Source organism: Nocardioides faecalis (assembly GCF_018388425.1).
In the GTDB taxonomy this organism is placed as follows: domain Bacteria; phylum Actinomycetota; class Actinomycetes; order Propionibacteriales; family Nocardioidaceae; genus Nocardioides; species Nocardioides faecalis.
Genome location: NZ_CP074406.1, coordinates 1,367,277 through 1,386,164, shown reverse-complemented (window position 1 = coordinate 1,386,164; position 18,888 = coordinate 1,367,277). Strand labels below are relative to the sequence as shown.

Genomic DNA, 18,888 nt, shown 5'->3' with positions numbered 1-18,888 from the left:
GCCAATGCCGGTGACGATCGCCCATCCCGCCGCCGTGCTGCCGCTGCGGCGCCTCGGGCTGCCGATGGTCGCCCTGGTGATCGGGTCCATGGCGCCCGACCTGCCGGTCTTCCTGGGTGCGTGGGGCGTGTACGGCGTCACCCACAGCGCGCTGGGGATCGTGAGCGTCGACCTGGTGGTCGCGCTCGCGGTGCTGCTGCTGTGGTTCACGGGAGTGCGCGACGCACTGGTCGACATGGCACCGCAACGGCTCCGGATCCGGTTGCGGCCGCGGGTCCGGCTGAGCGGGCGGGAGTGGCTGCTCGCGGTCCCGGCGGCGTGCCTCGGCGCGCTCACCCACGTCGGGTGGGACTCGTTCACCCACGCGGACCGCTGGGGCACGAGCCGCATCGCGTGGTTGCGCGAGGAGCACGCCGGCCTCCTCGGGGCGCAGTGGGCGCAGTACGGCTCCGGGGTCGTCGGCTCGGCGGTCCTCGGGTGGTACCTGGTGCACCTCGTGCGCTCCCGGAAGCCGCTGGCCGAACCGCGCGCGCCGCGGGTGCTGCCGGCACCGACGCTGCCCGTCGTGCTCGCCACAGCCGCCGCGACCGGGCTGCTCGCCGTCGTCCGGCACGCACCCGCCCCGCACGCCATGGCGTACTTCGCCGTCGTCGACGGCGTCATCGCCCTCGTGGTGGCGACGTTCGCGGCATGCGTCGCCTGGCACGTCGTACGCGCACGGAGGGTGTCCGTGTCGTCCTCGCCGGGCTGAGACACGGAGCGGGCAAGCGGCGTCGAGGACCGAGACGTGCGAGCCTGTCGACACCCGGGCGAGTGGCTCATAGAGTGCAACGATGGTGGCTGACGGCTTCGCCGAGGCGCGAGCGTTCCTGGACCGGTTCGAGGTCGGGATCGCTGCTCGGGACATGACCGCGCTGAGGACGATGTGCACCGACGACGTCGTCATCTTCGGTGCCTCACGGGCCAACTTCGGCCCCGATGAGGCCAGCGACTACCTGCAACGCGTCGTCGACGCCAACACCATCCGCTGGCACCTCGACCGCCACGCCGTCGTGGACGCGAGCGACACGCACCTGCTCGTCGCGACCGAGGGACAGGTGGAGTCCGACGACGGCACCGGGCCGCATCGCTTCGACTTCCGGCTGACGCTCTGGTTGGTGCGCGAGGATGGGGAGTGGAAGCTCAAGCACTTCCACGGCTCCCTCCCCGGGGCGCTGACCGCGGAGCCCGGTCGGTCGCGCTGAGCGCACCGCGGCCCGCGTGGATGTCGCGGTGGCACAGTGGAGGGATGGCTCGTCCCGAACGCATCACCGGTGACGGCGTGCGCCGCTCCCAGAGCGAGCGGCTGCGCCGCCGGCGGCGGTGGTACGTCGCCCTGATGGGCACGTGCGTCGTGCTGATCGTGCTGGCCTGGAACGTCGTGCGGCTGTGGTCGACGCCGGCGGCGGTGGCGATGTCGGCGGTCGCGGCGGTGCTGCCGCCGATCGCGGTGATCGTCGCCAACTGGGGCGAGGACCACTGAGCAGCGACGGCGCCGCCCGGGCTCACACCCCGTCGATCTCCACCCGGAAGGTGGCCGCGAACCCGGTGCCGGCGACGTCGAAGCGCCAACCGTCGTCGGCGTGCTCGGCGCGCTGCACCTGTGGCGAGGGCGCCTCCGCGTCCCTCACCACTCCCCGATCGTCGGTGCTGCTCAGGTCTGCCGCCTCCTGGCCCATGGCCTGCTCGGTGCGCGTCGCCGCGGGGCCCAGCCACCGCTCGTCGGTGTGCACGAACATCTGCATCGGGCTGCCCGGGAAGACCTGCACGTAGTACTGCTTGCGGAAGATCACGTTGTCGGAGAACCCCACGCCGTAGCTGTCCCGCTCCCCGACATACACGTCGAGGCGGAACACCATCTCCGGGCTGTCCGGGTCGGGCACCGCGTTCGCGTCGATCCAGCCGTCCCAGATCAGCCGGTCGGGACCGGCCCAGCAGGTGGTCTCGTCGCCGGTCTTGGCCAGGGGCCGGGCCAGCTCCTCGGCGAGGTCCTCCCGCCCGTCGCTGAGGTCCGCCTCGCGGAACGGGCCGTAGCAGTTCTGTGCCGCCCGGCTCTGGTGGAACAGCTCGAAGTCCACGCCGCGCGGCTTGATCGTGACACCGAAGTAGAACTCGGACTTGCCGAAGAAGTCGCGTCCGCGGCTGATCCGGGCCTCGTCCAGGTGCAGCCGCACCCGGTGGGTGCCGTGGAAGAACCGCATGGCGATCTCGTAGGCCTCCCGCGAGGTCACCAGCGAGTCGGGGCCGCCGTGGCACTTGTGCACGAACGTCCGCGGCGCACCGGGCAGCTGGGCCGCGGCCTGCTTGACCAGCCCGTCGCTCCGGTTGGTGGCCAGCGTGCCCTCGTCAGGAAGGGAGGTGAGCCGGTTCGCCAGTGAGGCGGCGGCGTTGTGGTAGGTGCGGAAGTCGGTGCCCACCACGGTGAGGATGTTCTCGGGCTCGAACCACTGCTTGACCCGGGCGGCGTCCTTGCGGTGCGGGCTGAACGCCGCGAGCTCGTCGCTGGTGTCGCGCACCCCCGGCAGCACCGCCGTGAGCCACCGCGGCAGCCCTTGGAACGCGATGCCCCGGTGCGGGGTGCCCAGCGTGACCACCTTGTGCACCAGACGCCTCGCCGAGTCCTTCTTCTCGCCGTGCAGCACCTTCAGCCCCTCGCGGACCACGAGCCCGCCCATGCTGTGCGCGACGATGTCGACACCCTCGAAGTCGTGCCCGTGCACCGCGGCGGCCTTCTCGATCAGGCGCACCAACCGGGCCAGCCCGGCGCCGTACGTCGCCAGGGCGCGGGGCCGCAGGTCGTAGTAGCGGTAGACCCAGATCGTGCCGGCGAGCCCGGAGGCCAGCACCAGCTCCGCCGTCGCGGGGTCGATCACCACACTGTTGCCGCCGATGTCGTCCGGCGCGAAACCGCCGAAGTAGCGGCTCGAGTCGGCGGGCTCGAGCGCCTCGGGGTAGTAGCCGACGACGTTGGTCGCGTCGGTGTAGCGGTAGCGGGCCGACTTCAGCGCGCGCAGCACGAAGCCCTCGTAGATGAAGTTCTGGCCGCGCCGCTCGGGATACACCGTGCCGTCGTTGAAGCCCTGGTAGGCGTTGCGCTGCTCCGCCTCCACGTCGAGGCCGCCGAACCCGCGGACCAGCAGCAACGGACGGGGGTGCACCCCCGGCACCGCCCCGTCATCGGCACGGCGTGCAGCGGTGGTCTCGCTCATGGCATCCCCCGAGGGTGGCGTCGTCGGACGGACACCACGTTCCTCGCGTGCTCCCCCGACGAGTGGAGGGGGAACGCGGAGATACCCAGATTTCGCTGCGCGGCCCGCTGGGGCTGCGGGGAGTCAGTGGGCGATGGCGCCGTGGTCCTCGGTCATGGCCTGCTCCACGCCGTACGTCGCCAGCCGCTTGCGCAGCAGCCGCAGCGTGTAGGCGTCGAACGGCGCGTGGAACCGGCCCTGGGTGGCCCGCAGCACCACCGTGAACCGGCCGAGGATGAAGGGGGCGGTCGCCGCGACGAGGGCGCGGTCGAGGCCGTTCAGCTCGACTCCCATCGCCGCCGCCTCTCGGGCCCGGCCGAAGGCGCGGGTGAAGAAGGTCTTGCTCCAGGCCTTCTCGACGCGGTCCGCGACGAGGTCGAAGGGCGTGCGGCCCGGGCGCAGGTAGGCGGCCAGGGTGGAGCGGACGAGCTCTCCGCAGGTGGCGTCGTCGAAGTCGTGGCGCAGCGTCGCGGCGCGGGTGTGGAACACCCGGACGATGCCCTCGGGGTCGCTGGGCAGCAGGTCCTCGGGCAGGCCCATCAGGAAGCAGCGGTACCGGACGAACTCGTGGATCGCGCGCTCCCGCGGCGTCCACTCGGTGCGGCCCTGGCGCAGCGCCGCCGAGGCGAGCAGGTAGACGTTGATCATGCCCGCCGGCATCTGGTCGACCTGCGGCACCGGCACGCCGTACACGTCCCGGTCCCACTTCGCCGACCGGCGCAGCGCGTTGAAGCGCACCACGGAGTGCATCAGCCGCACGTGCGCGGTGGTCTCGAAGCCGACGCCGTAGCGCTCCAGGGCGCCTGGCAGGGTCGTGATCGCGAAGAAGCTCGTGGTCTCGGTGACCCGGCGCGCGGCGCGTTTGTCGGACAGGGCGCCGGTCAGGGCCATCGGCAGCGCGGCGTAGGTGTTGATGAAGGTGGCCAGGAACGCGCCGCGGGTGAGGAACGGCGCGAGGAATGCGGTCGGCACCCGGATGTGGCGGGCGCCCTCCTCGACCAGCTCCATGTCCAGCCAGTCCGGCACCTGCTCCATCGAGGCGAGGAACGCGACCAGCTCCTCGGGGGCGTCCGGCACCGCGTCGATGCCCTCGCGGCAGGCGGTCGTGAGCATCTCGATCAGGCCCTTGACGCCGTAGCGGTCCTGGAGCGCGGCGTAGGGGTCGGCGACCACGTCGCCGAGCATCGTCGCGGTGCGCATCAGGTCGACGGTCTGCTCGTCGGCCAGCAGCGGGTCCCGGTCGGCCACCCATTCGGGCAGCGAGGAGCGCACGTCGGGGTCGACCGTGAACCGGTACGGGATCGCGGTCAGGTCGACGTCGCCGTACATGGCCGGTTGCAGGCGGGACTGGCTACGCACGCGGTCGGCGAGCTCGGGGTGGTGCACCGTCATCGAAGCCAACTTTCAGTCTGTTAGTTCCATCCGACATGCGCGGGACTAGGGTGTCAAGGGCCATGACCGCCACCACGGGCCGCAAGCGGATGACCGGCGAGGACCGGCGCGAGCAGATCCTCGACGTCCTGCTGGAGATCGTCGACGCCGACGGCTTCCCCGCCGCGACACCCCGCCGGGTCGCCGAGGCCGCAGGCGTGTCCCGCGCGGTGCTCTACCAGCAGTTCGGCGACATGGGCGGCCTGTGCGTGGCGCTGGTCGACCGCGAGTTCGCCCGGATGCGCGACCAGTTCGCCCACGGCGTGGCGGCGCTCGAGGTCACCGAGCCGTCCGCGGTCTTCCTCGGCGCCTTCCGTGTCGCGCTCGACGCCCTCGCCGCGGCGCCCGCCACCTGGCGGCTCTTCCTGTTCCCGCCCCAGGGCGCCCCACCGGCACTGCACGCCCGGCTCGAGGAGTCCGAGGCGATCATCCGCGCCTTCCTGCGCCACGGCCTGGAGCTGGCCTTCCCCGACACCCCCGACCCCGAGTACGTCGCCCGGCTCGTCCACGTCTCCGGGCGCGAGCTGCTCCGGATGCGACTGGAGGAGCCGGAGAACGCGACCGAGAAGCGGCTCCTCGCGCTGATCGACCACCTCGTCGCCCAGGCCTCGGCGCCGGAGGTGCGTGAGCGGTGAACGTCCTCCGCGCGTCCGCGCATTCTGCCGCAGCGACCGGCTGTCGCAGGCCATGATTCCCGGGTGCTCTCGGCAGAGGTCTCGTGGCGATGCGAACCAGGCATCAACCGCGCCTACGTCTGGCTCAGCGACGGCACTGTCGTCGGCTACCGGGACCTGGACACGTCGCGCGACCACGTGGCGGACCCGGCGTGCCGTGCGCCACGAACCCGTGCGAACCGGAGCCGCCCGACCTGACCACATCTGGCATGCGCGGTTGGTGGCGGCGTCGCCGAGCGAGACGGACCTATGAGCACGAGTCGCGGTCCTATAACCGTTGGCGGGCCGAGCACCCGTTGTGGCGGATTCCCACCGACCCTCCGCACGGCGGTTGGCGGGATCTTGTGCGCAACGACCCCGGTCAGTCCCTGTGGGAGCACCTCGGCGGGCTTCCGGTCCCACCTCGACACGCGCCCACCGCCATGCGCGAGGAGCGGGCGTGGAGCGTCGGAGCCAGCGGTGAGGAGACGGTGGCCACGGAGCTCGCTCGTATCGCACGAGGCAGCAGCTGGCGTTTCCTGCACTCGGTCCCCGTCGGCACGATGGGCTCAGACATCGATCACGTCCTCATCGGGCCCGGCGGCGTGTTCACGATCAACACGAAGGCACTCCGCAACGCCAAGATCTGGATCGCCTCGAACACGTTCATGGTGAACGGCCACAGGCAGCCGTACCTCCGCAACTCCCGCCACGAGGCCGACCGCGCTACGAAGCTGCTCTCCGCTGCGGTCGGTCGGGCGACGAGGGTGCACGCCGTCATCGCCGTGGTCGACCCCCGCGAGATCACTGTCCGGGAGCCACCCGCCGACGTCACGGTCCTCACCCGACGTGACCTGCCACGCTGGGCCCGCGACCTCCCACCTGTCCTGGACGCCGAGGCGGTCGAAGCCGTCTTCAACGTCGCCCGGCGGTCCACGACCTGGAGGTGAGGCCGGACGACGCCCCAGACGTCGGCCGCCAGGTTCCGTCGGACGCTCCTGCTTCCATGAGTCATGACCACCTCCCAGCTCCATTCCGACCAGGACGCGCTGCGTTCGATGTCGGCCGAGGAGCTTCTCGGGTTCGTGGAGTCCCAGCACGCAGCGCGGCTCGAGGCAGAGCGCATGCTGTTGCGTGCCGCGCGGCAGTGGGCGGTGCTGCACAGTCCCGACGCACTTCCTGTCGGTGATCGTCGTGGCCGTTCCCGGGCCCGGAGCGCGGGCGCCGAGGGCACGCCGAAGATCACCGAGTACGCCGCCGCGGCCTTCGGCGCCCGGATCCAGACCTCCCCGTACGGCGCCAGGAAGCTGATCGCCGACGCCGTCGACATCGAGCACCGCCTGCCGCAGCTGCACGCGGGCCTCGACTCGGGCGTGGTGCGGGTCCGGTGCGCCCGCCACGTCGCCGAGGCCACGCGGGAGCTGTCGGCCGAGGAGGCGGCGTGGGTGGACGGCGAGGTCGTCGATTCCGCGGACGGCCGGCTGCCGTGGGCCAGGTTCGAGGCGTTGGTGGACGGCAAGGTCGCCGCCGCGGCACCCCACCTGGCGAGGGCCCGCGAGGAGCTCGCGCAGACCGAGAAGCACGTCCGGATGTCCCGGGTGAACCGGCACGGCATGGCCACCTTGACGATCCGCGACAACGCCATCGTCATCATGACCGCCGAAGCAGCGATCACCCAGGTGGCGAAGAAGCTCGAAGACACCATTCCCGAGGCGAGCCGGGACGAGCGGCGCGTCGCCGCCTTCGCTGCGCTGGTGAACCCCGCGACCCACGTCGACCCCGAGATCCGGCAGATCAGGCCGAAGGTGAGCGCCCACCTGCACTTCGCCATCGGCACGCCGGTCGCTCGGCTCGAGGGACACGGTCCGGTGACCATGGACTGGGTGCGCCACACGTTCGCCACGGTCGCCGGGAGGATCAAGGTCACCCCGGTGCTCGACCTCGCCGGCCAGGCACCCGTGGACGCGTACGAGATCCCGCAGCAGCTGCGCGACGCGGTCCGGCTCATCCACCCGGCCGATGTGTTCCCGTACGCCGCCAGCCTCGCCCGCACCGGCGACATCGACCACACGATCCCCTACAGCGAAGGCGGACCGACCGCCATCGGGAACCTGGCGCCGATGACCCGCACCCACCACCGGGTCAAGACCCACGCAGGGTGGGAGGCCCGACAACCCTTCCCCGGGATCGTCGTCTGGCGAGATCCGTACGGGGCCTTCTACCTGGTTGATCCCAGCGGCACACGCAGGGTGTGGGGCACGGGGAGCAGGCCGGCGCTGACACGGGACGACGTGACGACGACCGCCATCGTGCTGGACGGGTTCGCGGCGTGACCGGCGGACGGTCCCGATACCGTCCACCGGTGGCCAGCCCCCGACGTTCCCGCACCCGCCGCCGCACGGCTCCACGACCGCTGCCGGTCGCCGGTCCGGGTGAACGGCTGTGGGTGCTCGACGTGCCCTACGGCACGCAGGTCGAGGACGCGTCGTGGCACCCGGCGGTCAAGACCCACCTGTACGTCGGGCGGGTGCTGCCGGCGCACCTGGCGCCGTACACGCCCGGGCCGCACACGCTGGGCCGGTTCCTCGAGAACCAGCTCAACCCGGACTCCCCGACACCGAACCCGACGCCGGCCCCCGAGGACACGCTCGAGCCGCGGCGGCTGCAGTTCGAGGCCGCCGACGCGATCGCGGCGCGGGCCGAGGCCGGCGGGCGGCTGTTCCTGCTCGCCGACGAGCCCGGCGTGGGCAAGACGATCTCCGCGGTCCTCGGCGCCTCGGCCGTGGCCGACCTGCGCGGCGCGCGCCGGGTGCTCGTCGTGGCCGACCGGCCCGCCGCGATCACCATCGGTCACTGGTGCCGCACCATCACCGCGCTCGGCGACGACGGCCTGGAGTGGGTCGTGATCACGTGGGACCGGCTGGAGAAGGTCAAGGACCACACCTGGGACGTGATCATCGCCGACGAGGCGCACGCCTTGCGTCGTACGACGACGAAGCGGTGGAAGCTCTGGGCGCGGATCTCAGGGCACGGCAAGGCGCACGACAAGGCACCGTTCGTCATCGCCACCACCGCGACACCCGGACACACGCCGCTCGAGCTGCCCTACCTCGCACCTGCCTATGCGCAGGTGCTCGAGGAGCCGATGAAGGAGTGGACGAACGCGACGCAGCCGGGCGCCGCGTTCGCGGCCGCGCTGGAGCGGCACGGCGTCGCGGTGGAGCACGGCCGGTACGGCGCCACCTGGACCACCGACGCCGCTCGCCGTGCGGCGGACCTGAAGCTGGTGCGCGGCTGGCTCGACGACGTTCGACCGGCCGCGATGCTGCACCGGGCGGCGCCGTGGGGACCGGTGCCGATCTCCGGCATGCCGGTGACGCTCACGCCGGCGGAGCGGACGGCGTACGAGGCCGAGTGGGGTGCGTTCTGCCGCGAGATGGACGTCGCCCGCCGCGGCCGCAACGTCGCCAAGGGCCGCGCCGCGCTGCTGCGCTTCCGGCAGAAGGCCGGCCTGATCCGCGTCGACGCCACCGTCGCCTGGATCGCCCAGCAGGTCGAGGCCGAGCGGCAGGTGGCGTGCTCGGTCGAGTTCGTCGCGACCGCTGCCGACCCGATCGTCGACCGGCTGCGGGACTCCGGCATCGAGGTGGCCACCATCTACGGCCGCGACCGGTTCGACGCCGAGGCCGAGCGGCTGCGGTTCCAGACGGGTGCGGCGAAGGTGTGCGTGTTCACCACCGTCGCCTCGATCAGCCTGCACGCCGGCGAGACCCTCGCCGACGGCCGCCAGGCCAGCACGGAGCCGCGGGTCGGCGTCTTCCACCAGGCCCGGTTCTCCGGCATCGCCGGCCGCCAGGTCACCGGCCGCACCCACCGCGACCACCAGGTCTCGCCGTGGCACATCGCCTACGCCGAGGGCACCGTCGAGGAGCAGGTCGCGAAGGTGATGGTGGAGCGGATCGCCGCCGCCTCCGACACCGTGGGCAGCGACACCGCGGGGCTGGCCGACGTCGCCGGCCTGCTCGGGGCGGACTGGCTACCCGCCGCGTCCTTGACCCACGACGGCAGCTGAACCTGACCGCCGGGCGCGACTCGACGGACCACAACGGGTGATTCGACGAGCCACACCGGGTGATTCGGCGGACCACAACGGGTGATTCGGCGGACCACGAGGGGTTATTCGGCGGCTACCCGGCGGGGGCGGCGTGCACCGCGTCGGGGCCGTGGCCGCGCCGCTCGATCTCGGCGAGGGCGCGGTCGATGCCGCCATGCTCGAGGGCGGCGCTGGTGGACTCGCCCTCCCACACGACCCGGCCGCGACGGCGGACGGTGACGTTCATGGTGGCGCCGAGGTGCTCGATGGCGCCGGGGATGTTGCGGCGCTCGGCGGGCAGCGGCACCGGCAGCACGTGGGCGCTGCCCAGGCTGCCCTGGCCCTCGACGTCGACCTGCCACTGCCGGCTGCGCCCACGCAGGGACCAGTGCTCGTCGCTGACCTCGGCGTGCACCGGGGTGACGACCGGGTCGCCCAGGCGGATCAGCTCACCGCTCGGCAGGAGCACGACGAGCCCGGTGACCGTCGTACGCAGCGGTCCCGCGGTCACCTCTCCTCCGGCGAACGCGACGCACGCCGACGGCTCGGCGAAGCCCTGCGCCTGGCCCCACCACCACGAGTCGGGGAAGCCGCCCTTGCCCCAGTTCTTCTCGCCGTAGACCGACCAGCCGTCGAGATCCCAGGTCTCGTCGCCGACCACGGCACGGCCGGAGGCGGAGCCGCCGAGCAGCCACGGGTGCCAGTACTGGTTGAGCGCGGGCACGGACTGGAACACGCTGGAGCCGCCGAAGCTGCGCCGCGACCACTCCACCCGGTCGCTGACCTTGACGTCGATCCGCGTCTGGGGGCCGAGGTCCACCAGCAGCCGGTCCGCGGTGCCGGCGAAGGCGTCGCCGGCGAACGCGCCCAGCGCGGTGTCGTCGGCGGAGCCGATCGGATGCGCGACCGTCGTCACGAAGCCGCTCGGGTGGGTGGCCACGCCGAGGGTGGCCCAGGTGCCGTCGGCGGCCCGGTTCACCCCGATCAGCGCGATCAGCACCCGGCCGGTGGCCGGGTCGGTGAACCGCCAGAAGTAGCCCTCCATCGCGACCCCGTGCGCCGGCAGCGGGTCACCGAAGGGGACGTCAGCGCCGCTGGCGCGGTATGCCTTGTGCAGCGAACCGATCGCGCTGCGCACGAGGGAGCTCATGGCAGCACTATGGCAGGCGGGCGGTGACGGCCCCCTCGAGCGATCACCGCGGCCACCCGGACCGTCGGCGAGACGCTCTTGGTCAGCGAGCGCAGGTAGATCACGTGCCCACCTTCGTCGTACGACGCCACTGCGGCAGGCTCGGCGGTGATGCCGAAGTCGTGCGCCTGTCGTCCTCGACCAGGAACGGGCCGTGGGCCCGCACCACCTGCAGCACCCCGGCCTGCTGCGCGGCCGGCGCGGTCCGGGTGCGGCTCAGCTCCCGCCCGCCGGCAGCTCCTCCAGCATGACGTCCGGGTTGTCGCGGGCGGTGACCATCGCGCGCCACTTGTCGACGAACAGCGCCATGTAGGTGCCGTCGCTGCGCTGGAGCACCTCCACGCCGCGGATGCCCGCGAGCGCGGCCGCGCCGGCGGCGTCGGTGCGCCGGGCGACCTGGTAGTCGAGGCGGGAGAACTTGATCGGTGAGTTGAACTCGTGGGTCATCCGGTCCTCGACGACCTCGAACTGCATCGGGCCGACCGCCGCCAGCACGGGGCTCTGGTCGCCGCGCAGGTCCGAGCGCAGCACCTGCACCACCCCCTCCTGGTCCAGCTGCTCGATGCCCTTGCGGAACTGCTTGTAGCGCCCGATGTCGCCGGCGGTGGCGGTGACGAAGTGCTCGGGGGCGAAGCTGGGCACCGGCGGGAACGCGATGGGCTCCCCGACGTACACGGTGTCGCCGACCCGCAGCAGCTGGGCGTTGACGAAGCCGATGATGTCGCCGGGCTGCGCGGTCTCCACCGAGGTGGTGTCGCGGCCGAAGACGGACTGGGCGAACTTGGTGGCGAAGGGCCGGCCGGTGGCGGCGTGGGTGACGACCATGCCGCGCTCGAAGGTGCCGGAGACGACCCGGGCGTAGGCGAGCCGGTCGCGGTGGGCGTTGTTCATGCCGGACTGCACCTTGAACACGAAGGCGCTGAACTCGTCGTCCACCTTGCGCACGCTGCCGTCGACGCCCTCGGTCGGGCTGGGGTCGGGCGCGATGTCGAGCAGCAGCTCGAGCAGCTGGGCGACACCGAAGTTCTGCAGGGCGGAGGCGAACATGACCGGCGTGGTCCGCCCGGCCAGGAACTCGCTCTGGTCGTGGTCGGCGTCGTCCAGGCTGAGCAGCTCGTGCTCCTCGACCGCGGCCGCCCACAGGTCGCGGTCGGCCTCCTCGACCTCCTCGGAGGTCATCCGGCGCTCGGGGGCGCGGGTGGCGCCGCCGGCGGTGCGGGTGTACTTCACGAACTCGCCGGTGCGCCGGTCCAGCACGCCGCGGAAGTCGCCGGCCTCGCCGACCGGCCAGGTCAGCGGGGTGGGCCGCAGCTTGATCTTCTCCTGGATCAGGTCCATCAGCCCGAGCGCGGACAGGCCGGGGCGGTCCCACTTGTTGATCACGGTGATCACCGGGATGCCGCGCAGCGCGCACACCTGGAACAGCTTGAGCGTCTGCGGCTCCAGCCCCTTTCCGGCGTCGACCAGCATCACCGCGGAGTCGACGGCGGAGAGCACCCGGTAGGTGTCCTCGGAGAAGTCGCTGTGCCCGGGGGTGTCGACCAGGTTGATCACGTGGTCGCGGTAGACGAACTGCAGCGCCGCGGAGGTGATCGAGATGCCGCGCGCCTTCTCCATCGCCATCCAGTCCGAGACCGTCGCGCGCCGGTCGCCCTTGCCGTGCACCGCACCGGCCTCGGTGATCACCCGCGCGTGCAGCGCGAGCGCCTCGGTGAGCGTCGACTTCCCCGCGTCCGGGTGGGAGATGACAGCGAACGTACGGCGGGGGCGGGTGTCGGGCACCGCACGACTTTACCGGCGCAGCGCCCCGGTTCCGGATTCGGCGAGCGCCCCGTGGATGCAGGAGCGCGTGCCGAGCGAGTGCGGAGGCGAGTGCAGACGGCCCGGCGGGGTAACGCCGGAGCCAGGACGTCGGCCGCCCCTCGGCCGGAGAGGAAGTGTGATGAAGCCACGCTGGGAGAGCGGACCGAAGAGCCTCGTGCTGGTGCGGCACGGCGAGAGCCGGGGCAACCAGGCCGACGACGCGGCGCGCTCGGCGGGCGCGGAGGTGCTCGACCTCAAGGAGCGCGACGCCGACGTGGAGCTCTCCGACACCGGCCGCGAGCAGGCCCACGCCCTGGGCTCCTGGATCGCCGAGCTCGACGCCGAGTCGCGTCCCACGGTGGTCCTCGCGTCGCCGTACCGCCGGGCCGCTGACACCGCCTCACTGGCCCTGGAAGCCCTCGCCGACGCCGGCCTGCAGGTCGTGTACGACGAGCGGCTGCGCGAGCGCGACTTCGGGGCCCTCGACCGGCTCACCGGCGCCGGGATCCGCGCCCGGCACCCGGAGGAGGCCGAGCGGCGCAAGCACGTCGGGAAGTTCTACTACCAGCCGCCGAGCGGGGAGAGCTGGGCGAACGTCGCCCAGCGCGCCCGCAACCTGCTCTCGGACCTGCGCCACGGCTTCGACGGCGAACGGGTGTGGATGTTCACCCACCAGGCGGTGATCATGACGTTCCGCTACATCCTGGAGGAGATCGAGGAGGCCGACCTGCTCGCCCTCGACCGCGAGGTGCGCATCGGCAACGCCTCGGTCACCACCTACCGGCGCGAGGGCGCATTCCTGGAGCTGGAGAGCTTCGCCGACACCACCGCGTTGGACCGCTCTCCGGCGCAGTCCACCCACGAGGCGCCGCAGGCGGAACGGACCGATCATGGCCACTGAGCCCCACGACACGACGCCCCACGACACGACACCCGGCACCACGGCGTCCGGCGACACTGCTCCCGGTACGACGACGGCCCCGGTCGTCACGCCCACGCTGCTGCGCACGATGCCGCTGCCCGGCCCCGGCGGCGACAAGGACGGCAACGGCCGGGTGCTGGTGCTCGGCGGGTCGCGCCGCTCCCCCGGCGCGGTGCGGCTGGCCGGCGAGGCGGTGCTGCGCGCCGGGGCCGGCCGGGTGACGCTGGCGACGATCGGCGACGTGGTGGCGGGGCTGTCCACGTTCGTGCCCGAGGCCGGGATGATCCCGCTGCGCAGCGACGACGACGGCGCGATCGCCCTCGACGCCGACGACGAGGCCTTCGACGAGCTGCTCGAGGAGGCGGACCGCGCCGACGTCGTGCTGCTCGGGCCAGGGCTCGTCGACGCCGGCCACGCCCGATCGCTGGTGGAGCTGATGCTGCCCCGGATCGGCGGCACCGTGGTGCTGGACGCTGTCGCCACCGCCTACCTCACCGACCGCCCCGACGCGCTGCACCCGCTGGCCGATCGGTGCGTGGTGACCGCGAACGTGAAGGAGCTGGGCCGCATGGCCGGCGTCGAGGAGGTCGGGAGCGACGAGCAGCTCGCCACGACCGCCGAGGTCGCTGCGCGGCTGCGCGCGGTCGTGGTGTGCGGCGGCGTCCTCAAGCACGTCGTTGACCCCGGCGGCGAGGCCTGGGTGATCGAGGGCGGCGGGCCCGGGCTCGGAGCGTCCGGGTCAGGCGACGTGCAGGCCGGCATCCTGGCCGGCTTCCTGGCCCGCGGCGCCAGCCCGGCGCACGCCGCGGTGTGGGGCGGCTACACGCATGCCCGCGCCGGCGAGCGTCTCGCCGCCGAGGTCGGCGGGCTGGGCTACCTGGCGCGCGAGCTACCTGCCCAGGTGCCGGCCGTGCTGAACGAGGTCGGCTGAAGAGCGGCACACCACGCAAGCACCGCTGCGCGGCCCGTCCTACGATCGCGGCATGGCAGCGCGCGCAGGGATCGTGGTCACCGGCACCGAGGTGCTCACCGGACGGGTGATGGACCGCAACGGGCCGTGGCTGGCCGAGCAGCTGCGCACTCTCGGGGTCGACGTCGGCCGCACCGTCGTGGTCGGTGACCGGCGCGAGGACCTGGCCGCGGCGCTGCGGTTCCAGCTCGCCGACCACGACCTCGTGCTCACCACCGGCGGGCTCGGCCCGACCGCCGACGACCTGACCGCCGAGGTCGTCGCGGAGGTGCAGGGCCGGGCGATGGCCCTCGACCCCGAGCTGGAGCAGCGGATCGGCGAGGTCGTGGGCAGGTTGAACCGGCACCGCGGGTGGAGCCCGTCGCCGGAGATCGTCGCCCGCAGCGTGCGCAAGCAGGCGATGGTGCCCGAGGCCGCCACCGTGCTCGGTCCGGTCGGGACGGCGCCGGGCCTCGTCGTGCCCGGGCCGGACGGTGCGCCGCCGGTGCTCGTGCTGCCCGGGCCGCCCTCGGAGCTGCAGGCGATGTGGCCCGAGGCCCTGGCCGCCGACCCGGTGCGGGCGGTCCTGGCCGCCGCGGTGCCGATCCACCAGGCCGAGGTCCGCATCTGGGGCCCGCCGGAGGCCGAGCTGGCCGACCTGCTGCGCGCCCACGAGCAGGTGCACGGCTCGCTGGAGTCCGCCGGGCTGGAGGTGACCACCTGCATCCGTGACGGCGAGCTCGAGGTGGTCACCCGGTTCGCCCCCGCCGCGGCCGGCGCGTACGACGCCCTGCTGGCCGCGTTGCGCGACGGCTTCGGCGACCAGCTCTACGCCGACGACGGCCGCGCCGTCGACGACGTCGTCGCCGAGCTGCTGCTCGCCCGGGGCGCCACCGTGGCGACTGCGGAGTCCTGCACCGCCGGGCTGCTGGCCGGCCGGATCGCCGACCGGCCGGGCGCCTCGGCCTACCTCGTCGGCGGGTTCGTCACCTACGCCGACACGGCGAAGACCACCGAGCTCGGCGTGCCGGCGTCGTTGATCGCCGAGGTCGGCGCCGTGAGCCGGGAGGTCGCCGAGGCCATGGCCACCGGCGCCCGGACCCGGCTCGGCACCACCGCCGGGATCGGCGTCACCGGCGTCGCCGGCCCCGGCGGCGGCACGGCCGACAAGCCGGTCGGCCTGGTGCACATCGCCGTCGACCTCGAGGGCCGGCTGTGGCACCAGCAGGTGCAGCTCGGTGGCGGGCGCGAGGTCGTACGACGCCGGACGGTGGCGACCGCGCTGCAGCTGCTGCGCACCGCACTCGCCGACTGAGCCGCTGCGCGCACCTGGGAGACTGAGGGCGTGTCCGCGCCTGCCAGCAACCCCACGATCGTCGTCGCCGCCGTCGCCCTGGTCCGCGACGGCGCGGTGCTGACCGTCCGCAAGCAGGGCACCGCGAGGTTCATGCTCGTCGGCGGCAAGCTGGAGCCGGGCGAGAGCGCCCGCGATGCCGCGATCCGGGAGACCCTGGAGGAGGTCGGGCTGCGCCTGCGCGAGGTGCAGCTGCTGGGCGAGTACGAGTCGGCGGCGGCCAACGAGCCCGACCACCGCCTGGTCTCGACGGTGTTCCTCGCCGAGGCCGACGGCGAGCCGACCGCGGCCGCCGAGATCGCCGAGGTGCGCTGGACGCCGCTGGACCCCGCCGGGCTCGACGACCTCGCGCCGATGCTGGAGCACAACGTGCTGCCCGAGCTGCGCCGCCTGGCCAGCGCCCCGCCCGCTCAGCAGCCGTAGCCGAGGCCGCGCAGCACGAGGCGCGCGATCGCGTCGTGGCCCGCGACCGACGGGTGCACCCGGTCGCCGGCCACCAGCCCGTGCGGGTCGCCGTCCGCCACCCCGGCCGCGGCGAACCACGGCGCCAGGTCGAGGAACAGCCGGCGCTCCGGGTCGGCCTGCGCGACGTGACGCATCGCGTCGCCGTACTCGCTCCACGGCGCGGTGCGCGGCCCCGCCGCCGGCGCCTGGTAGGCGCCGAGGAAGAGGTGCACGGTGGCCGTCGGGAACAGCCGTACGGCGGCCTCGAGCCCGGCCGCGTACCGGCGCGGCGCGATGCCGTTGGCGTAGTCGTTCGCGCCGACCATGTGGATCACCGCCACCGGCTCCTGCCCCATCAGTCGGGCGAGGGCGAGACCCACGGCGTGCACGACGCCGTAGTTCAGGGTCAGCGGCGCCAAGCCACCCGGGTTGAGCAGCGGCGCGGCGGCCGTCGCGCCCGGCGCCGCAGCGTTCACCAGCGTCAGCCGGGGCTGCGGCGTCAACGCCCGCACATCCAGCGGACCGACCGTCGTCGGCGCCACCGGGAGCCCACGCTCGGCCAGCCCGGCCACGAACCGGTCGGTCCAGCGCTGGGATCGCGACGCAGCACCGACCCCGGCCGTCGTGGACGAGCCGAGCGCCAGCACGTGGCCGCGGCCGGTCGCCACGACGCGACGCAGCGCGTCCAGCGCGGGGGTGGCCGGCAGGGGCGCCAACGTGCACACCGACGGCACGTCCCCCGCGGGCGGGCTGGCGGTGGTCGTCCTGGTCGGGGTGGCGGCGGTGGCTGGGAGCGGAGGCGCCAGGAGCAGCCCGCTGAGCAGGGCCGCGACCAACGGGAGCATGCGCATGGCCGGAGCGTAGTGACCGCTCACGCCGGCGAGGTCAGTCGAGCCCGAACAGCCGCACGGCGTTGTCGTGCAGCACCCCGCGCAGCCAGTCGTCGCCGAGGTCGAGGTCGACCACGGCACGCACGGACTCAAGATAGGGGTAGGGGATGTTGGGGAAGTCGCTGCCGAACAGCACCCGCTGCCCCAGGTCGCGCAGCCGCGGCAGCTCCGCACGCGGGAACGGCGCGGTCTCCTCGGTGAACCGGGTGAAGGCCATGGTGGTGTCCAGGTGCACGCCGTCGTGCTGCTCCACCAGGTCCAGGAATGCGCCGTAGTCGGGCAGCCCCATGTGCGCGACGACCAGCACCAGGCCCGGGTAGCGCTGCAGCAGCCTCACCATGCCCGCCGGGCCGGTGAAGGTGCCCGGCGCGGGGCCGTGGCCGGCGTGGATCACCACCGGCACCCGCCGCTCGGCCAGCACCTCCCACACCGGGTCCAGCAGCGGGTCGTTCGGGTCGTAGTCACCGACCTGCACGTGCGCCTTGAACACCTGCGCACCCGCGTCGATCGCCGCGGCGACGTACGCACCGGCACCGGGCTCGGGGTAGAAGGTCGCCGAGTGCAGGCACGCCTCGTACGACGCCGCGAACTCCGCGCTCCACTCGTTGAGCCACTGCGCCATGCCGGCACGGTGCGGGTAGTTCAGCGAGGTGAACCGGCGCACGCCGAGGTCGCGCAGGATCTCGATGCGGCGCTCCTCGTCGAAGCGGTACGTGATCGGCCAGGTCCGGCCGGTCAGCGGGCCGACCTGGTCGAAGTAGGCCCAGACCTTGCGCAGCACCCGGTCGGGCATGAAGTGCGTGTGCACGTCGACGATGCCGGGGATGCCCAGCGGCTCCCACAGCGCCCGCACGGCCGAAGCCTCCGCGGCCCCATCCGCCGTGCCGGCCGGCACCGTCGCCCCAGTCATGCGCCCGGCCGGCGCTCGACGAGGACGTTCTGGGCGACCCGGGCGACGGGGCCGTGGACGTCGTACAGGACGCCCACGCTCATCCCCACGCCGTCGGGGCCGGTGGTGTTCTCGGCACGGATGCCGAGCCACTCGCCGCGCGGCACGGTGTGCAGGTGCACCGTCATGTCGGTGTTCAGGAAGGTGAACGTCGCCGGGTCCAGCCGGGCGCCGACGCCGTTGACCGTATCGGCGAGGGTGAGCGTGCGCTGCAGCGCGGTGGTCTCCTCGCCGGCGACCAGCGGGCAGTCCAGCCGCAGCCATGCCGTGGTCGGGTGCCCCGGCTCTCCGCCGCGGTCGACCATGTTCCAGGTGACGGCGTCCACGAACCCGTCGAGCGCCCAGCCGTCCGGCAGGCCGAGCCAGGCCAGGCCGGGGACCCCGCCGGGGCCAGGGAACGGTAGGGGTCCGTCCGCCTGCCACACGACGTCGTCGGTGGGGCTGCTCGCGAGCCGCCAGGCCGAGGCCCGGGCGACCGGGCGGTGACCACCGGCACCGTCGGCGGCCTCCATCACCGCCGAGAGCAGCTCGATGCGGCGACCGGGGCGCTCCACCCGGGCGCTCACTCGGACCTCATCGATCGGTACGGCGCCGAGGATGTCCACGCCGACCTTCGAGATCCGGGCTCCCGGCCGGGCGCCGAGGCGCTCCATCGCGCGGGTGAGCAGGCCGGCCACCGGTCCGCCGTGCTGCATCGGCCCCCAGGCGCTGCCGGTGTGCTGGTGGCTGGCGAAGGTCTCGACCACCGTGCCGTCGGCGTCGGTCCGGCTCTCCAGCAGCGCGTAGCAGCTGCCGGTCCCCCTCCCCGCCGGGGCGCTCACCTGCGCGCTCGCCACCGGGGAGCTCGCCACCGGGGAGCTCACGTTCGCGTCCCGCTGGTCAGGGTGGTCGGCCGTGGTCGACGTCAAGGGTCCTCCTCGCTGC

The 18,888-nt window shown here is 73.3% G+C and carries 18 protein-coding genes; 11 read left to right on the top strand and 7 right to left on the bottom strand.

Annotation, left to right across the window (positions count from 1 at the left end):
- Positions 1-4: 4 nt before the first annotated feature.
- From KG111_RS06460 to KG111_RS06450, 3 genes are all read left to right on the top strand, one after another.
- Positions 5-751 carry a DUF4184 family protein gene (locus KG111_RS06460; protein ID WP_205293000.1) on the top strand — a complete coding sequence of 249 codons (747 nt, stop codon included), beginning with the start codon at positions 5-7 and terminating at the stop codon, positions 749-751.
- An 82-nt stretch (positions 752-833) separates the two neighbouring features.
- Positions 834-1,244 (top strand): nuclear transport factor 2 family protein, encoded by a 411-nt coding sequence (locus KG111_RS06455; protein ID WP_205292999.1) that lies wholly within the window; start codon positions 834-836, stop codon positions 1,242-1,244.
- Between the two features lie 44 nt (positions 1,245-1,288).
- Entirely contained in the window at positions 1,289-1,522 is a 234-nt protein-coding gene (locus tag KG111_RS06450; protein WP_205292998.1) for a DUF3099 domain-containing protein, read from the top strand.
- A 22-nt stretch (positions 1,523-1,544) separates the two neighbouring features.
- Here KG111_RS06450 and KG111_RS06445 read toward each other — a convergent pair whose 3' ends face one another.
- Positions 1,545-3,248 (bottom strand): esterase/lipase family protein, encoded by a 1,704-nt coding sequence (locus KG111_RS06445; RefSeq protein WP_205292997.1) that lies wholly within the window; start codon positions 3,246-3,248, stop codon positions 1,545-1,547.
- 123 nt (positions 3,249-3,371) lie between these two features.
- Positions 3,372-4,679, bottom strand: a complete 1,308-nt coding sequence (locus KG111_RS06440) for an oxygenase MpaB family protein (protein ID WP_205292996.1) — start codon at positions 4,677-4,679, stop codon at positions 3,372-3,374.
- Positions 4,680-4,741: 62 nt separating this feature from the next.
- Here KG111_RS06440 and KG111_RS06435 point away from each other — a divergent pair, with 62 nt between their 5' ends.
- The 4 genes from KG111_RS06435 (at position 4,742) to KG111_RS06420 (ending at position 9,443) form a co-directional block, all read left to right on the top strand.
- A complete protein-coding gene (locus tag KG111_RS06435; RefSeq protein WP_205292995.1) occupies positions 4,742-5,353 on the top strand; it encodes a TetR/AcrR family transcriptional regulator in 612 nt (203 codons plus the stop codon).
- A 461-nt stretch (positions 5,354-5,814) separates the two neighbouring features.
- Positions 5,815-6,321 carry a nuclease-related domain-containing protein gene (locus KG111_RS06430; protein WP_213450026.1) on the top strand — a complete coding sequence of 169 codons (507 nt, stop codon included), beginning with the start codon at positions 5,815-5,817 and terminating at the stop codon, positions 6,319-6,321.
- 63 nt (positions 6,322-6,384) lie between these two features.
- Positions 6,385-7,704, top strand: a complete 1,320-nt coding sequence (locus KG111_RS06425; protein ID WP_205292993.1) for an HNH endonuclease signature motif containing protein — start codon at positions 6,385-6,387, stop codon at positions 7,702-7,704.
- A 29-nt stretch (positions 7,705-7,733) separates the two neighbouring features.
- Positions 7,734-9,443 (top strand): DEAD/DEAH box helicase, encoded by a 1,710-nt coding sequence (locus KG111_RS06420; protein WP_249666328.1) that lies wholly within the window; start codon positions 7,734-7,736, stop codon positions 9,441-9,443.
- 115 nt (positions 9,444-9,558) lie between these two features.
- Here KG111_RS06420 and KG111_RS06415 read toward each other — a convergent pair whose 3' ends face one another.
- Positions 9,559-10,614, bottom strand: coding sequence for a tocopherol cyclase family protein (locus KG111_RS06415; RefSeq protein ID WP_205292992.1), 1,056 nt, complete (start codon positions 10,612-10,614; stop codon positions 9,559-9,561).
- 255 nt (positions 10,615-10,869) lie between these two features.
- A complete protein-coding gene (locus KG111_RS06410; RefSeq protein WP_205292991.1) occupies positions 10,870-12,435 on the bottom strand; it encodes a peptide chain release factor 3 in 1,566 nt (521 codons plus the stop codon).
- Between the two features lie 160 nt (positions 12,436-12,595).
- Here KG111_RS06410 and KG111_RS06405 point away from each other — a divergent pair, with 160 nt between their 5' ends.
- The 4 genes from KG111_RS06405 to KG111_RS06390 are packed head-to-tail and all read left to right on the top strand — an operon-like array spanning position 12,596 to position 16,104.
- Entirely contained in the window at positions 12,596-13,357 is a 762-nt protein-coding gene (locus KG111_RS06405; RefSeq protein WP_205292990.1) for a histidine phosphatase family protein, read from the top strand.
- Positions 13,347-14,309 (top strand): NAD(P)H-hydrate dehydratase, encoded by a 963-nt coding sequence (locus tag KG111_RS06400; protein ID WP_205292989.1) that lies wholly within the window; start codon positions 13,347-13,349, stop codon positions 14,307-14,309. The genes KG111_RS06405 and KG111_RS06400 overlap by 11 nt, the downstream gene beginning before the upstream one ends.
- Before the next feature lie 52 nt (positions 14,310-14,361).
- Entirely contained in the window at positions 14,362-15,642 is a 1,281-nt protein-coding gene (locus tag KG111_RS06395; RefSeq protein ID WP_205292988.1) for a competence/damage-inducible protein A, read from the top strand.
- 30 nt (positions 15,643-15,672) lie between these two features.
- Positions 15,673-16,104 carry an NUDIX hydrolase gene (locus KG111_RS06390; RefSeq protein WP_205292987.1) on the top strand — a complete coding sequence of 144 codons (432 nt, stop codon included), beginning with the start codon at positions 15,673-15,675 and terminating at the stop codon, positions 16,102-16,104.
- Here KG111_RS06390 and KG111_RS06385 read toward each other — a convergent pair.
- Genes KG111_RS06385 through KG111_RS06375 form a run of 3 tightly spaced genes read right to left on the bottom strand, consistent with a single transcriptional unit; the run spans position 16,092 to position 18,872 of the window.
- Entirely contained in the window at positions 16,092-16,976 is an 885-nt protein-coding gene (locus KG111_RS06385) for an SGNH/GDSL hydrolase family protein (protein WP_205292986.1), read from the bottom strand. The two genes, KG111_RS06390 and KG111_RS06385, sit on opposite strands and share 13 nt — an antisense overlap.
- Before the next feature lie 34 nt (positions 16,977-17,010).
- A complete protein-coding gene (locus tag KG111_RS06380; RefSeq protein WP_249666327.1) occupies positions 17,011-17,868 on the bottom strand; it encodes an amidohydrolase family protein in 858 nt (285 codons plus the stop codon).
- 53 nt (positions 17,869-17,921) lie between these two features.
- Complete coding sequence (locus KG111_RS06375) at positions 17,922-18,872, bottom strand: thioesterase family protein (RefSeq protein ID WP_205292984.1); 951 nt, start codon at positions 18,870-18,872, stop codon at positions 17,922-17,924.
- Between the last annotated feature and the right edge of the window lie 16 nt (positions 18,873-18,888).